Genomic DNA, 13802 nt, shown 5'->3' on the forward strand with positions numbered 1-13802 from the left:
ATTCAGGAAGCGAGCTTTAAAAATTTTAAACGGAAAACAGGAGGAGGACGGAACATGGCCAAGAAAGGACAATTAAAGCTGGGGGCGCTGCTTCACGGGGTGGGAGGAAGCACTTCAATGTGGAGACATCCCGAAGCCCGCACGGATGCAAGCGTAAATTTTGACGTATATAAGTCATGGGTGCAAAAAGCGGAGTCGGGCAAGCTCGACCTGATTTTTATCGCAGACGGCCTTTATATCAATGAAAAGTCGATCCCGCATTTTTTGAACCGTTTCGAGCCGATCACCATCCTCAGCGCACTGGCGGGAGTCAGCTCCCGGATCGGTCTGGTCGGGACCTTGTCCACCTCCTACAGCGAGCCGTTTACGGTGGCCCGGCAGTTCGGGTCGCTGGACGTGATCAGCGGCGGACGTGCCGGCTGGAACATCGTCACTTCGCCGCTCGAAGGCTCTGCGTTAAATTACGGCAAAAAAGAACATCCGGACCACGACAAAAGATACCGCATCGCCACCGAATATCTTGAGGTCACGCGCGGATTATGGGATTCCTGGGAGGACGGCGCGTTTGTGCGAGACAAGGAATCCGGCGTCTTTTTCGACCCGGGCAAATTGCATACGCTAAACCATGAAGGCGAGTTTTTCTCCGTCAAGGGTCCGTTGAACATCGCCCGCTCCAAGCAGGGGCAGCCGGTGATTTTCCAGGCGGGCTCGTCGGAGGTCGGCAAAAACTATGCCGCCAAAGAAGCCGATGCCGTGTTTACCGGACAGGAGACGCTGGAAGAGGCGGCCGAGTTCTATCGCGACGTGAAGGAGAGAGCCGTTTCCTTCGGGAGAAGTCCGGACGACGTGCTTATTTTCCCTGGCATCGGTCCGATCATCGGCCGCACCGTGGAGGAAGCGGAGCGCAAATATCAGGAGGCGGCCTCGCTGGTCACCATCGAAAACGCCCTGAATTATCTCGGCCGGTTTTTCGAGCATCATGATTTCTCGCAGTATCCGCTGGATGAGGCGTTCCCGGATATCGGCGACCTAGGGAAAAACAGCTTTCAAAGCGGTACCGACAAAATCAAACGGGATGCGAAGGAAAAGGGACTGACCCTTCGGCAGGTGGCTCTGCAATCGGCGACGCCCCGCAGCGCGTTTATCGGGACTCCCGGCCAGATTGCCGACCGGATTCAAGAATGGTTCGAGGGGGAAGCGGCGGACGGTTTCATGATCGCTGCGGCCGTGCCAAGCGGGCTTGAGGAATTCGTCGACCTGGTAGTGCCTATTTTGCAGGAGCGCGGCCTATTCCGGACGGAATACGAGAGTGACACGTTGCGCGGCAACCTGGGGCTCGCCGTTCCGGAGAACCGGTACGCGAAAGCCAAAAACAGCGGCAATGCCGCTGCGGCTCACGCCTGACCCAAGCAGCGCTTTTAATATGATTTGAACAAGGCCACCTGCAAGCAGGTGGTTTTTTCATATTGCGCATACGTTCCATTAACTTTTTACGGACAATTGCCATTTATACTTAAATATAAACTGCATAATAGAAAATATTTACATTGCCGTCTATTAAATTTATATTTTAATAGAGTAGATTTAAATCTTCAAAATTCAAAGAGGAGAAGAGGAGGAATTGCATTCATGGTTTTGACCAAAAAATCACTAGGCAGGCTTCTTGCCGCCGCAATTGTGGCTATCGGGGTGGTTCCGGGAGCAGCCGCCGGAACGGTTAATGCGGCGGATAGCGCCGGCGCTTCGGCGAAATTTGAACTGCGTATTCTGCATACTAACGATACGCACGCCCATTTGGACAACATCGCACGGCGCGTGACGGCAGTCAAAGAGGCGGAGAACGACAGCACGCTGCTGCTTGACGCGGGCGATGTTTTTTCGGGGACGCTTTATTTCAACCAGTACAACGGGCTGGCCGATCTGTATTTCATGAACCTGCTGGGATATGACGCAATGACGTTTGGCAACCATGAATTCGACAAGGGTCCCGGCACGTTGGCGGAATTCGTGAAGCAAGCCAAATTTCCGTTTGTGAGTGCCAACCTTGATTTTAGCACCGAGCTGTCCTTAAGCGGCATGGCGCATGGGGATATCGGCGAACCAGGACAATCGGGGCAGATTTATCCTTCGGTGATCAAAGAAATCGGCGGGGAAAAAGTCGGAATCATCGGCCTTACGACTCCTGAATCCTCGGTCCTGTCTTCTCCGGGCAAAAACATCAAATTCGCGGATGAAATTACAAGCGCCCAGAAACAGGTTGACGTCTTGAAAGCCAAGGGAATCAACAAAATCATCGCTTTGACGCATCTCGGGTATACGGTCGATCAAAAGCTCGCCGACGCGGTGGAAGGGATCGACATCATTGTCGGCGGCCACTCGCATACGCAGCTCGATGACGCTGAAGTGCATCACCCCGATAAGGAACCTACTCTGATTGTGCAGACCGGCGAATATGACGGGCATCTTGGCCAACTGGATGTAACGTTTAACGAAGACGGCGTGCTCACCGGTTGGAAAGACAAGCTGATTGAGCTCGACGACAAGGATGCCGCCGGCAATTTCGTGATCAAAAGCGATGCCGCAGCCGCAGCCAAACAAGCGGAATACGCCAAACCGCTCGAAGAGCTGAAGAAAACCGTCATTGGGGAATCCAAGGTGGAGCTTGTCGGCGAACGGGATAACGTTCGCAAGCAGGAAACCAACCTTGGTGATCTCGTCGCCGACGGCATGCGGGCCAAAGTGATGAGCATCGTGAGCGAGCCGGACGCCAAGGCCTATGTGACGATCCAAAACGGCGGCGGCATTCGCGCAACCATCGGCGCGGGCGACATTACGCTTGGCGATTTGCTGACGACGATGCCGTTCGGCAACAATTTGACCGCGCTTAAAATGACCGGGAAAGAAATTACCGCCGCGCTCGAAAACGGCGTCAGCGGTATTGAAAGCGGCGAAGGGCGCTTCCCGCAGGTTTCCGGTTTGCGTTTCTATTACGACTCGACCAAACAGCCGGAAGTGATCGACGCCGTGTCCGGCCAAAGAAAACAGGATGGACACCGCATCGTTAAGGTGCAGATCGAAAACAAGGACGGCAGCTACACCGACATCGATCCAAACGCTTATTATATCGTCGCCACCAATTCTTATATGGCGGACGGCGGCGACTTCTACGCTTCCATGAAAGAGGCCAAAAACGACGGCCGTTTCTATGAGCTCAATCTGGTCGATTACGAGGTTTTCAATGCGTATCTGGAACAAACAGGAACGGTGGATATCAGCACCGAAGGCCGTATTACCGATTTGAAGGGAGCTACTCTTCCGGCGGATGCGGGCGGTTCCAACGCCGTCGGGAACCCTTCGCCAAGCGGCACGGAAGCCGTATTTAGCGACATTGCGGGCGATCCTAATGCGGCCGCGATTGGGCAAGCAGCCTCACTGGGTATCGTAAAAGGGTTTGAAGACGGAACTTTCCGGCCTAGCAAGCAAGTGACACGCGCTGAATTTGCGGTTATGGCCAGCCGTGCGTTTGCTCTTCCGGCTTCCGCAGCGGCAACCGGTTTTGCGGACGAAGAGAGCATTCCGGCGTGGGCACTGCCATCCGTAGCTTCTCTTAAAGCGGCAGGCTTCCTGAACGAATATACGGATCAGAATTTTGAGCCGAACGCGACATTGACGGTAGCTCAGGCGGCCGCGGCTATTTCCGCGGCGACCGGTTCAGCCGCCGATACGGCGGGCCTTTCGGCCGATGCGATAGCGACGCGCAGCGACATCGTCCTGCTGCTGCTCGCAGCCTTGAACTAAATTTGCAACTTCCCTTTAAAAACAGCGATGCCGATTTCGCCCTGGAGCGGAATCGGCATCATGTGTTTTACACCCGTTTTTCTATAACCCGCGTTTTCTCTTGCGGCTCGGTCGCGTTTTTTTGAATATCCTTGTAAGCGGTAATTTGCGAAGCATATTGGCCAGCCGTTTCCGCAGTCTCTTCGGAAATCGTCCCGCCGGCCTGAGTATTCGAGTTATGCAGCTTGTCCCCGATCGTCTCCAGCTCTTTTCCTAACTTAGCGCCGATATCGGAAATCTTGTCATTCAGTTCGGAGAGCCGATTTCGTTTGTAATCCGAGCCTCTTGCACCGTCAAGCTTGATTTCCGTGGTTATTGCCTTGGCTTCTCCGGTCATCTTGTTTTTGATGGACGCAACCGTACGCATTTGTGAAATATCGCTGTCCAAGTCAAGGATATTTCCGAATTGTTTGTTTTGGGCTTCTTGTTCGGAGACAGGCTGAAGGTCGTAATGATCGGAAGTTTCCTTGTCATCCTGCTCCACGCCCAGCTTTTTATGACGTTCCTGAAACAGGATATCGGAAATTTGCTTATCGATCGCTTTCAATTGATCATCATAGCTTTCCAATTGGTCTTTCATAGAGTCGAAATCAATTCCCTTTTCGGCGTTCCTCTGGATAAAGCTATTCTTGCTGTCCATAATATTTTGTTTTTGTTTCAGCAGGGAATCGATATAATTACCCGCTTTGGACTGTTTTTGAAAAGTGTTTTTTTGCGGTCCGTTTTTGTTCTCGGCCTCACGGTTATGCACAACGTTTTGTCCGGAAGAACCACCCGGTCGTTCAACGGCCGCATTCACTTTGAAGCGAGCCGCGGAGGATCCGCTTGAGGAGATGCGCATTGCTAATTCACCTTCCTTGCCGTTTGCGGCAAACTGATTAAAAACCATTCATCTTTATCATCGGAAAAAGATTCCATAAGTTTAAATTTTGCCGAGGACATATGTCCTTCCCAAAAGGCTCAAGATATCATTTAATTAGGAACAGAAGCTTTTCACACAAGTTTTAAGGAGAGAGAAACCGATGCGAGGAGTCATTTTTGCATTTTTGGCCGGGGCTTTTATTACGCTGCAGGGTGTAGCGAATACCCGGATCGGGGAGGAAATCGGTACGTGGCAAGCGGCGGCCTTGACCCAAATGACCGGGTTCGTGGCGGCTCTGCTGATTTTGGCGTTCGTCAGAGACGGAAGCCGCCGCGAATTGAAGCGAATTTCTCCGCTTTACCTGGCGGGGGGCGCGTTTGCCGCCATTGTTATATTCAGCAATATTACGGCGATTCATCTCGTCGGCGCGACGCTTTCCATGTCGGCCGTGCTGATCGCCCAGTTGTGCCTGACTTTTCTCGTTGACAGCACCGGCTGGTTTGGCGTGGCGAAACAGAAAATGAAGCTGCCGCAGTTCATCGGGATTGCGTTGATGATTGCCGGCGTCGTCATTTTGAAATTTTAAAGGAATGCATTCCCTGAAAAAGTAACCGCTGAAAGCTGGAGGCGAACCTTTCCATGAAAGAAATCCATGACAAGGCGCAGTTGTACTCGTACCTTAAGGCTCATAACATCAAATCCGTATTTCCGGAACCGCTTCTGTCGTATTTGACGCTGCTTTCTTTTGACCAGGGCGAGCCGATTTGTTCTCAAGGAGAACCCGCGCATACGCTGTATGTGCTGGTGAAGGGGAAAATCAAGATCTATAATACCTCGCCGGAGGGACGAACGCTCGTGATCAGCTTCAAGAATCCGCTGGAAGCAATCGGGGATGTCGAGTACATTCAGAACGTTGAAATTATTAATACGGTGGAGGCCGTATCTTCGGTGACGATGATCGGCGTATCTTACCGCTTGCTGAGAAAATACGCCGGCGATTACGCGCCGCTTCTGCAATTTCTGCTGCGAATCATCACGGACAAGTTTTATTTGAAATCGAATTCCTTGAGCTTTAATCTGATGTATCCGGTGGAGGTGCGATTTGCCAGCTACCTGCTGTCCGTTTCCTTCGACGAGGAGGATTCCCTGTTCAGGGGACAACTCGCTACCTCCGAACTTAAAGATGCGGCCAATCTCATCGGAACCAGCTACCGCCATTTGAACCGGATTATTCAGAAAATGAGCGCGGAAGGGTTTGTCGAGCGGAAAAAGGAAGTCATTCACGTCAAAGACAAGGAAGGCTTAAGTCTGCTTGCCGGTCACAATATTTACGAATAATCGAATCCATTAGGAACTCATAAGGGAGAACATGTCTATGTTTTGGGGAATTCTCTTATCGCTCCTTGCCGGAGCGCTTGTCGGCACGCAAAATATTTTCAACAGCAAAGTCAATGAACGGGTCGGAATCTGGACCACAACCACCATCGTGCTTGGGATGGGATTTGCGGCATCATTTGTCATCGGCCTGGTCATTGAAGGCAAGCAAATGTTTGCCCTGCATCCGATGCAGCCCTGGTTCTGGTTCAGCGGCCTGATCGGCGTTGGCGTGGTCACCTGTATGGTGCACGGGATCCGGCATCTTGGGCCGACCTATGCCATCGCCATCACGATGACCTCGGAGCTTGGGTTTGCCTTGTTGTTCGATTCGCTGGGATGGCTGGGCTTGCAGCAGGTGCCTTTCACGTTCAAGCAGCTGCTTGGCGTTCTGGTTATCGTTGGCGGTATCTTCGTGTTTAAGCTCGGCGGCGGTCGCGCTACCGAAGCTGCTGCAGTCCGGGAGAAAGAGGCGCTGGAATAAGAAAAAGGAAGGTGAAGCCTAAATGACGGCGGTGATCGATAAAGTGGCCTGGATTTACCTTGATGGCGGAAAGGTGCTGAGCGCCCGCTCCAAAGGGAAGGATGCTTACTATTTTCCCGGAGGCAAAAGAGAATCCGGAGAAACGGATGAGGAGACGCTCATACGGGAAGTCGAGGAAGAGTTGTCCGTTCAAATCAAAGCGGAAACGATTGCGTATTTCGGTACGTTTGAAGCGGAGGCGCACGGCAAATCGGGGGGAACCCGAGTAAAAATGACTTGTTACAGCGGAGATTTTGAAGGTGAACCGCGTGCTTCCTCCGAAATCGAAGAATTAGCCTGGCTGACGTACGCCGACCGGAACCGCGTATCCGCGGCCAGCCAATTGATATTTGACAAGCTGCGCGAGATGAACCTGCTTACTTAGATCTCGATTACGAATGAAATTTCAAACCGGCCAACCTTGTTTGATCATCCGTTAACATTGCGCTGTTTCGCGATTTTTGCCCAGTCGTTTGAAACCGGCGCCCAACGGATGCCGGAATTTACATCCCCTTCTCCAGACGATATCATGGACAATAGATTGAATTTTATTGAGCTGCATTGGCGGCGGGCAGGGGAGGAAATACATATGGTCATCCGGGAAATTCAGCAGGGGGACAACGCCGCGATCGAGAAAATCATCCGGGAATGCCTGATCGAATTCGGCGGGAACCGGTCGGGTCTGGCTTGGGAAGACGACAGCCTGCATTATCTTTACGAGTTTTACCAGGAAGATGCAAGAGCGTACTGGGTGGCGGAAGAGGACGGCATCGTGCTGGGCGGCGCCGGTATCGCCGAATTCGGGACATCCGGCGAAGTTTGCGAATTGCAGAAAATGTATCTGTCCCAAAGCCTTCGGGGGAAGGGAGTTGCCGCGGAGCTGCTGCGGACGGCTTTGGCTTTTGCGAAGCAGCATTATCGAAAATGCTATCTTGAAACCCTAAGCAATATGACGGCGGCCAACCGTTTCTATCAAAAGCACGGCTTTGAACTCATGGAAGCGCCGCTTGAGGGCTCGGAGCATTATGCCTGCGATGCCTGGTACATCAAAGACCTGTAAAAATTGAGCCGAATGAACAAATACGATGGACTTTATAGAAAAGTGAAACCTTTGCAGCTGCGTTATAGTTATTTCATCAAATCTCGAAAGGATGGAATACTAAATGGCAGAACAAAAGGTATGGATGGTTACGGGTGCGGCAAGAGGTCTTGGATTTGAAATCATCAAAGGCGTCCTTGAATCCGGAGACAAAGTGGTGGCAACGGTTCGGAACTCGGCGGAGAGCCTCTCGAGCAAGCTGGGAAATCCGGACAATCTTCAAGTCGTATTGCTCGATATTACCGATGAGCAGCAGGCCAAAGATGCGGCGCGACAAGCGGTTGATCAATTTGGCCGCATCGACGTCCTGGTCAATAACGCCGGCTACGGGCTGCTTAGTGCCGTGGAGGAGGCTACAGGCGAGGAAGTCAAGAAGAACTTTGAAACCAACGTGTTCGGTTTGCTCAATGTGACGCGCGCGGTTTTGCCTTATATGCGAAAAGAAAAATCCGGACATATCATTAATATCTCCTCGGTTGGAGGCCTGGCTTCATACACCGGCTGGGGCGTGTATGGAGCAACCAAATTTGCCGTTGAAGGCCTGACGGAGACTTTGGCTCTGGAGCTTGCGCCGCTGGGCATTCACGTTACCGCCTTGGAGCCCGGGTTTTTCAGAACCGATTTTCTCGATGTTTCCTCGCTCACTCGCACCTCGAATGTAATCGAAGATTACGATTCAACCGTAGGCGCAATGAGAAGATTAGCCACGGATATCAACCGGAAGCAACCGGGAAACCCCGCCAAGCTGGCGCAAGCGGTCATCATGCTGGCGAATGCGGACAAACCGCCGGTGCATCTGCCGCTGGGCAATGATACACTGCAAAGATATATGGATAAAACGGCGAATCTGCATAAGGATATTGCCGATTGGTACGGCGTGGTTACGGGAACGGATCATGATGATGTGAAGGGACCGCTGCAGTAACTTCATTCATTAGGGAGTCGGGAGGAAATACATTGGCCGAGGGGATTAGGAAGGTAATTAAAGCTCCCAAGGAATTGGGGAGAGTCGAAAATGAACAGGGAATGCTGAAAATGGACGGACTTACCGTTATCGAAGCCTGCTTCCATACGACCAGCCGGACGGGAACGATGTTTCTGGAGGATCATTTGCTCCTGTTCGTGCTTAACGGTCAATACACCGTCCGATTCGGCAATCAGACGTATCATGTGAAGAAGAACGAGATGGTGCTTCTGCAAAAGTCCATTGTAATCGAATACGAAAAGTCGGGGTCATTGGATGACGAGTATCTGCTCGATTACATGATGTTTTTCCTGAAGGACGACGTCCTGAACGATTTCATCAAAATGGCCGATCTTAAGCCTTCCTATCCCGCGGCGTTGGTCCCGGTTTCCGTGAACCCGTTAAGCGGCCGGCTTCTCAGCTATATCGAATCGCTGAAGCCTTTATTTGCAGAGCCTGAGGGGATCGGAAACGGGCTCGTGAAAATTAAATTGCTGGAACTTTTGTTCGATGTCGCGGACGCCGATAAAAATTTCCTGTTTCAGTTTTTGCAATTGAAGCACAAAGAAAGAAAAAGCATCACGGAGGTCGTGGAGGAAAATCTGTATAATCCCGTATCGCTGAACGATTTGGCCTATTTGTCCGGGAGAAGCTTATCCACCTTTAAGCGGGATTTCAGAGAGATTTACAATACGACGCCGCTGAATTGGATACGAAACCGCCGTTTGGAGAGAGCCCGAGATTTATTGACGAATTCGCCGTTCTCCGTGACGGAAATCTGTTTCCTGGCGGGGTTTGAGAATGTCGCCCACTTTTCGAAGGTATTTAAAGAGAAATTCGGCATATCGCCTTCCTTATATAAGCAGTCTTTGGTTTTCAATTCTTAATCTATTGGCTTATCATTGAAGACCCGCGCGGGTTGCGCGGGTTTTTTAGCGTTTCATCATTGCCTATTCCGTACTCTTGACCAGCAAAGGAGGAGGAACGAGCCAGCCTTTCTCTTTAAGCATCCGCAAAATTTTGAGTCCTAAAGCGGATTTGGTGACATGATATTTTGCGAACAAAGCGCCGATATCTTCCCGGATGGATTGTCCCATAGCCGCGCTACAGCCCACGATTCCCGCGGAAATGTCCATGGCGATTTTCGATGCGATCTCAGGATCGGAGAATCTTGCTCCGGCAGGGATATCCTCCAATTTGGCATCCGGTCTGTCCGGCAGATCGGGAGCGGGGGTAATGCCGTTGTCGGTCAGCAGCTTATCCAACTCTTTGACTTCGAGCCGAGCTTGTTCGATCAGTTCTTTCAGAATTCCTTTAAGTTCCTTGTCTCCCGCATGGCAAAAAAGCAGTTGATAGTAGGATACCAGCAGCTTCGCCGCCATCGAGGTTTCCCACACGGTAAAAACTTCGCCGAAATGCATCGGTTCGTTTTTCGGATTTCCATCCAACACGCCCATTGTTCATTCTCCTTTGTTTTTATGTTCGCGCTGTATTATGCCCAAAGCCGGAAAAAGTTTGCCGATAAATATGACATGCTGTTGGCATATTCCTTATGTTACGCTCGGATTGCAGCTTATTACTACGAAAAGGGAGACTCAATAGTGCATAAAACGAACGATGGCGGAAGCTTCACATTTACCTGGAGATCCTTTGGACTGGCCCTTGAAGCGGTCATGTATATATCGCTGCATCCCGGCCTATGTTCGAGCAGGAGATTGGCTCAGACATTGGAGGCCGATGCGTCTACCCTTCGGCTTATTTTATCCAAGCTGGTGGAGGGAAATATCCTATATTCCCGCGAAGGACGGGAAGGGGGATACGGACTAAAGCGGAGTGCGGAAGAGATCGTCTGCTCGGAAATATTGCTGCCTTTGCTAACGGGGGATTCGCTATTTTCGGAAATGAACAAGACGGCAACCGCGGATTTGATTCAAAGCATGGAACAAGCGATCCTGCAGGAGCTTGGCAAAAAGCGGATTAACGAACTGACGCGAGTTTGCCTTGAAAATAAATCAGCAATCTAGTGAGCTAAACGGAACTTTCTCAGTTCTTCTTCGTCTTATTTACAGGTAATGGAAAGGGTGTGGAGAAAAATGAAGAGTTTTGGAAGGCTGGTTCGCGCTTCATCGAGTGTTATCCTCGCAGCGGCCATGCTTAGCGGGTTGTTGCCCCATGCGGTTTCCGCAAGCGGCGAAAAGTTTTACTCTTATTATGTTTATACCGACAAAGCAACCAACGAAGTATTTTTCAATGCTTTCAGGGACAAACCGGACGGGAGCACGGAACGGCTCGTTGTGCAGCACTCGGCGGATGGGGCTTGGACGATTCTTCCGGACACTGTCATGAGTCTTGGAGGAGGATATGCACCTAACTCTAAATACAAAGGTGCTATGGTAAAGGGAATTACGCCTCTTCCGTTTGACGAAGTGTACTACGATGCTTCCGCGAACGAACTTGTAGCCAGGGAAGGATATTCTGAATCTCCAAGCGGTATATTTGGAGTAAGGAGCTTCGAATATTATCAAAAGGACCCGAATTACGGCCAAATCACTCATCATGCTATCTTGGTGAAAAATTGGCAAAACGGCGTGATCCGCCAAATTGATGACATCACGCAAGCGCCAATCACTTTCTGGCTGCCGGACGGGTCGCTTCTTATGGAGAGGTTCAACCCAAGGGAGAAGCAGAACGAAATCGTGCGTATCAACGTAAGCACCGGTGTTATAAAAAGAGTCGCTTTGGGCTCGATCTGGGGGGTTAACGAAAAGCTCGGGCAGGTCCTATTCGTATATAACGAGCCCACTCGCAAGCAGTACATTTATGATTCATCTACGGAGAAGTCACGGTTAGCTTCGGCTAAAGAAGCAGAGAAGTTCATGAGCCCCCGGGGAAATGCAGAGCCGACGATTCCGGAGGATTTGGACATCGCTTCGCTGCCGGTCGAGGAAGTCTCTTACCGTCAAAGCTATGAGGCTACGTTGAACATCGAGGAACAAAACATCCCGCTTCCTTTCGCTTTTTACGGGATGGATCGCTTTCTGTACGTACCGCTTAAATCCGTGTCCGATTTCATGGGCTGGAAGGTTGAACCGGGAACAGGCGCTGACGGGTATAAATACCTGGTTAAGACCGGCAAGGGGAACATCACCATCGACGGCAATAATTCAAAGACCTACAGCAACAGGCTGTTCATCCGAGTCGATGCACTTCGGGGCGTTGACCCGGAAATCGGCATCGAATGGAGCAAAACGAAAGAGTAGAGGATACTTGGAATGAAAATTATAAAACCACTTATCGTTACGGTTTCAATCGTCGCTGTGATCGGCGCCGTATTTCTGTACTATTATCGCTTTCCCCAAAACGTGGATGTGGTGCGGCCTGCGGTGAGTTATTTGGACAAGGACCCGGCTTCGGTTGAAAAGACCCAGATCAAGATAAAAGGCACGCTGTACCGGCCGTTGTTTCGGCAGGAAAAATTCATAGGTTCAATTATCGTAGATAATATGGAATTAACGAAAAAAGACAATAATACGGTGATGTATACTGTATGGAAAAACAAGGGGACACGTTTGGGGAGTATCATATACGAAATTTCAAACGAGCCAAACGGGCCTATTGCCAGTACCCGTTTTGGTCAGATGTGGTTTGACAACCGTTTCGAGAAGGTTGTTATCAGCGCTACAGACGTATGGCTTGAGCATAGCAAATTACAGGATCAACCCTTGTATATGGTTGCCGAAGCACAAGATTACGATGAGGCGGAGCAAATTCGAAACCAGATGAGTGATTGGTTCGGCTTAAACTTTGGACCAAAATGAATTGGGAAAAATACATCTATTCTAATTTATTTATAACCGCTTGACCTGGAGTATACTCCATCGGATAACATGCTAATGAAAGATCCTGACTAACACTTATAATTAGGAGGAAAAAGCATGTTGAATATGGAGAGCAGCTATATAAAAACACCTCAGACCCCGCTTCCAACGGGATTCGGTCCGAAGACGACCGCGCGGGAAGCCTTGGGCGGCCGCGATCTGAGCGGCAAAACCGCGATCGTGACCGGCGGATACTCGGGGATTGGTCTTGAAACGACGCGCGTACTGGCGGAAGCGGGAGCAACCGTGATCGTTCCGGTTCGCACGCCGGAGAAAGCCCGTGCCGCGTTGGCGGACATTCCGCGTGTGGAGCTGGATGAGTTGGATCTGATGGACCCCGCTTCCATCGATGCTTTTGCCCGGCGGTTCCTGGATTCCGGTCGCCCGCTTGATATTCTGATCAATAACGCGGGGATCATGGTCCCGACCTTGAAACGCGACAAGCGCGGATACGAATCCCAATTTGCGACCAACCACTTGGGTCATTTTCAATTGACGGCCCGGCTTTGGCCGGCGCTTAAGCAGTCGGGAGCCGCGAGGGTCGTAGCGCTGTCATCGATTGCCATTCGTTTCGGAAGCGTCGATTTCGACGACCCGAACTTCGAACGGCGGGAATACGAAAGGTACAACGCCTACGGCCAATCGAAAACAGCGCCATCGCTGTTCGCGGTTGAGCTGGACAAACGCGGTTTTGCGCACGGTGTTCGTGCTTTTGCCGTTCACCCCGGAGCGATCATGACGGATCTGGTGCGTGAATTGCCGAATGAGGAAGTCCAGGAAAGCAGCGCGATGTACGAGTTCAAAACCGCGGAGCAGGGCGCGGCGACAAGTGTCTGGTGCGCAACGAGCCCGCAATTGGACGGCAAAGGCGGCGTCTACTGCGAAGACGTCGACATCTCGAAGCTGGTGCCTGCGGACAGCGAATTTGGTCCGGGGGTTGTTGCTTCGGCGATCGATTCGGAGCTCGCCGAGCGTTTGTGGCTGCTTAGCGAGGAACTAACCGGCGTGAAGTTTAAGATCTGAGTCGGAGGGAGGCAGTTGGCGCCGGCAGCGGGAGAATCTCTTTCCGCTGCCGGCGCTTTTTGAGTGACAATGGATTTATTGCTCTGAAGCCAATACACGATAGTTAACATAATGATAGTTATGTTAACTATCGTGTATATTTCTTCAAACCTCCACACGGTGTTCCTATTTCCCAAATCTGGAATGCTATATAATTACTCCTAGACGCATGGGTGAGGAGGGCAGCCAAAAACGATGGAAAC

Annotated in this window: 15 protein-coding genes; 13 read left to right on the plus strand and 2 right to left on the minus strand. The window is 51.1% G+C overall.

The features are described 5' to 3' along the window. Positions 1–54 precede the first annotated feature (54 nt). The gene (locus ACI48K_RS09220) at positions 55–1404 is read left to right on the plus strand and encodes an LLM class flavin-dependent oxidoreductase (protein ID WP_475027285.1); all 1350 of its coding nucleotides are present in this window, start codon (positions 55–57) and stop codon (positions 1402–1404) included. 225 nt (positions 1405–1629) lie between these two features. Beyond that, a complete protein-coding gene (locus tag ACI48K_RS09225; protein WP_475027286.1) occupies positions 1630–3798 on the plus strand; it encodes a 5'-nucleotidase C-terminal domain-containing protein in 2169 nt (722 codons plus the stop codon). A 67-nt stretch (positions 3799–3865) separates the two neighbouring features. Here ACI48K_RS09225 and ACI48K_RS09230 read toward each other — a convergent pair whose 3' ends face one another. After that, positions 3866–4726, minus strand: coding sequence for a hypothetical protein (locus ACI48K_RS09230; RefSeq protein WP_475027287.1), 861 nt, complete (start codon positions 4724–4726; stop codon positions 3866–3868). A 133-nt stretch (positions 4727–4859) separates the two neighbouring features. Here ACI48K_RS09230 and ACI48K_RS09235 point away from each other — a divergent pair, with 133 nt between their 5' ends. From ACI48K_RS09235 to ACI48K_RS09265, 7 genes are all read left to right on the plus strand, one after another. Next, positions 4860–5285 carry a DMT family transporter gene (locus ACI48K_RS09235; protein ID WP_475027288.1) on the plus strand — a complete coding sequence of 142 codons (426 nt, stop codon included), beginning with the start codon at positions 4860–4862 and terminating at the stop codon, positions 5283–5285. A gap of 53 nt (positions 5286–5338) precedes the next feature. After that, complete coding sequence (locus tag ACI48K_RS09240; RefSeq protein WP_475027289.1) at positions 5339–6037, plus strand: Crp/Fnr family transcriptional regulator; 699 nt, start codon at positions 5339–5341, stop codon at positions 6035–6037. Between the two features lie 37 nt (positions 6038–6074). Further along, a complete protein-coding gene (locus ACI48K_RS09245; RefSeq protein ID WP_475027290.1) occupies positions 6075–6557 on the plus strand; it encodes a DMT family transporter in 483 nt (160 codons plus the stop codon). Positions 6558–6579: 22 nt separating this feature from the next. Next, positions 6580–6981: an NUDIX hydrolase gene (locus ACI48K_RS09250; protein WP_475027291.1), complete on the plus strand. Its 402-nt coding sequence runs from the start codon at positions 6580–6582 to the stop codon at positions 6979–6981. A gap of 204 nt (positions 6982–7185) precedes the next feature. Continuing rightward, positions 7186–7656 carry a GNAT family N-acetyltransferase gene (locus tag ACI48K_RS09255; RefSeq protein ID WP_475027292.1) on the plus strand — a complete coding sequence of 157 codons (471 nt, stop codon included), beginning with the start codon at positions 7186–7188 and terminating at the stop codon, positions 7654–7656. Positions 7657–7759: 103 nt separating this feature from the next. Further along, entirely contained in the window at positions 7760–8620 is an 861-nt protein-coding gene (locus ACI48K_RS09260) for an oxidoreductase (RefSeq protein WP_475027293.1), read from the plus strand. A gap of 32 nt (positions 8621–8652) precedes the next feature. Next, positions 8653–9546: an AraC family transcriptional regulator gene (locus ACI48K_RS09265; RefSeq protein ID WP_475027294.1), complete on the plus strand. Its 894-nt coding sequence runs from the start codon at positions 8653–8655 to the stop codon at positions 9544–9546. A gap of 63 nt (positions 9547–9609) precedes the next feature. Here the strand turns inward: ACI48K_RS09265 and ACI48K_RS09270 are convergent, their stop codons facing one another. Next, positions 9610–10116, minus strand: coding sequence for a DUF3231 family protein (locus ACI48K_RS09270; RefSeq protein ID WP_475027295.1), 507 nt, complete (start codon positions 10114–10116; stop codon positions 9610–9612). 144 nt (positions 10117–10260) lie between these two features. Here ACI48K_RS09270 and ACI48K_RS09275 point away from each other — a divergent pair, with 144 nt between their 5' ends. From ACI48K_RS09275 to ACI48K_RS09290, 4 genes are all read left to right on the plus strand, one after another. After that, entirely contained in the window at positions 10261–10683 is a 423-nt protein-coding gene (locus tag ACI48K_RS09275; RefSeq protein ID WP_475027296.1) for an Rrf2 family transcriptional regulator, read from the plus strand. A gap of 69 nt (positions 10684–10752) precedes the next feature. Next, complete coding sequence (locus ACI48K_RS09280; protein ID WP_475027297.1) at positions 10753–11919, plus strand: hypothetical protein; 1167 nt, start codon at positions 10753–10755, stop codon at positions 11917–11919. Positions 11920–11931: 12 nt separating this feature from the next. Then, the gene (locus tag ACI48K_RS09285; protein WP_475027298.1) at positions 11932–12477 is read left to right on the plus strand and encodes a hypothetical protein; all 546 of its coding nucleotides are present in this window, start codon (positions 11932–11934) and stop codon (positions 12475–12477) included. Positions 12478–12603: 126 nt separating this feature from the next. Beyond that, positions 12604–13560 (plus strand): SDR family NAD(P)-dependent oxidoreductase, encoded by a 957-nt coding sequence (locus ACI48K_RS09290; protein WP_475027320.1) that lies wholly within the window; start codon positions 12604–12606, stop codon positions 13558–13560. Positions 13561–13802 lie beyond the last annotated feature (242 nt).

It is taken from the genome of Paenibacillus terrisolis, assembly GCF_056171975.1.

Bases quoted from the DNA above. Each gene is read 5' to 3' on its own strand.
- ACI48K_RS09290 (WP_475027320.1), top strand. From the start codon at position 12,604: ATGGAGAGCAGCTATATAAAAACACCTCAGACCCCGCTTCCAACGGGA.
- ACI48K_RS09250 (WP_475027291.1), top strand. From the start codon at position 6,580: ATGACGGCGGTGATCGATAAAGTGGCCTGGATTTACCTTGATGGCGGA.
- ACI48K_RS09260 (WP_475027293.1), top strand. From the start codon at position 7,760: ATGGCAGAACAAAAGGTATGGATGGTTACGGGTGCGGCAAGAGGTCTT.
- ACI48K_RS09235 (WP_475027288.1), top strand. From the start codon at position 4,860: ATGCGAGGAGTCATTTTTGCATTTTTGGCCGGGGCTTTTATTACGCTG.
- ACI48K_RS09245 (WP_475027290.1), top strand. From the start codon at position 6,075: ATGTTTTGGGGAATTCTCTTATCGCTCCTTGCCGGAGCGCTTGTCGGC.
- ACI48K_RS09230 (WP_475027287.1), bottom strand. From the start codon at position 4,726: ATGGTTTTTAATCAGTTTGCCGCAAACGGCAAGGAAGGTGAATTAGCA.
- ACI48K_RS09285 (WP_475027298.1), top strand. From the start codon at position 11,932: ATGAAAATTATAAAACCACTTATCGTTACGGTTTCAATCGTCGCTGTG.
- ACI48K_RS09240 (WP_475027289.1), top strand. From the start codon at position 5,339: ATGAAAGAAATCCATGACAAGGCGCAGTTGTACTCGTACCTTAAGGCT.
- ACI48K_RS09225 (WP_475027286.1), top strand. From the start codon at position 1,630: ATGGTTTTGACCAAAAAATCACTAGGCAGGCTTCTTGCCGCCGCAATT.
- ACI48K_RS09255 (WP_475027292.1), top strand. From the start codon at position 7,186: ATGGTCATCCGGGAAATTCAGCAGGGGGACAACGCCGCGATCGAGAAA.
- ACI48K_RS09280 (WP_475027297.1), top strand. From the start codon at position 10,753: ATGAAGAGTTTTGGAAGGCTGGTTCGCGCTTCATCGAGTGTTATCCTC.
- ACI48K_RS09270 (WP_475027295.1), bottom strand. From the start codon at position 10,116: ATGGGCGTGTTGGATGGAAATCCGAAAAACGAACCGATGCATTTCGGC.
- ACI48K_RS09220 (WP_475027285.1), top strand. From the start codon at position 55: ATGGCCAAGAAAGGACAATTAAAGCTGGGGGCGCTGCTTCACGGGGTG.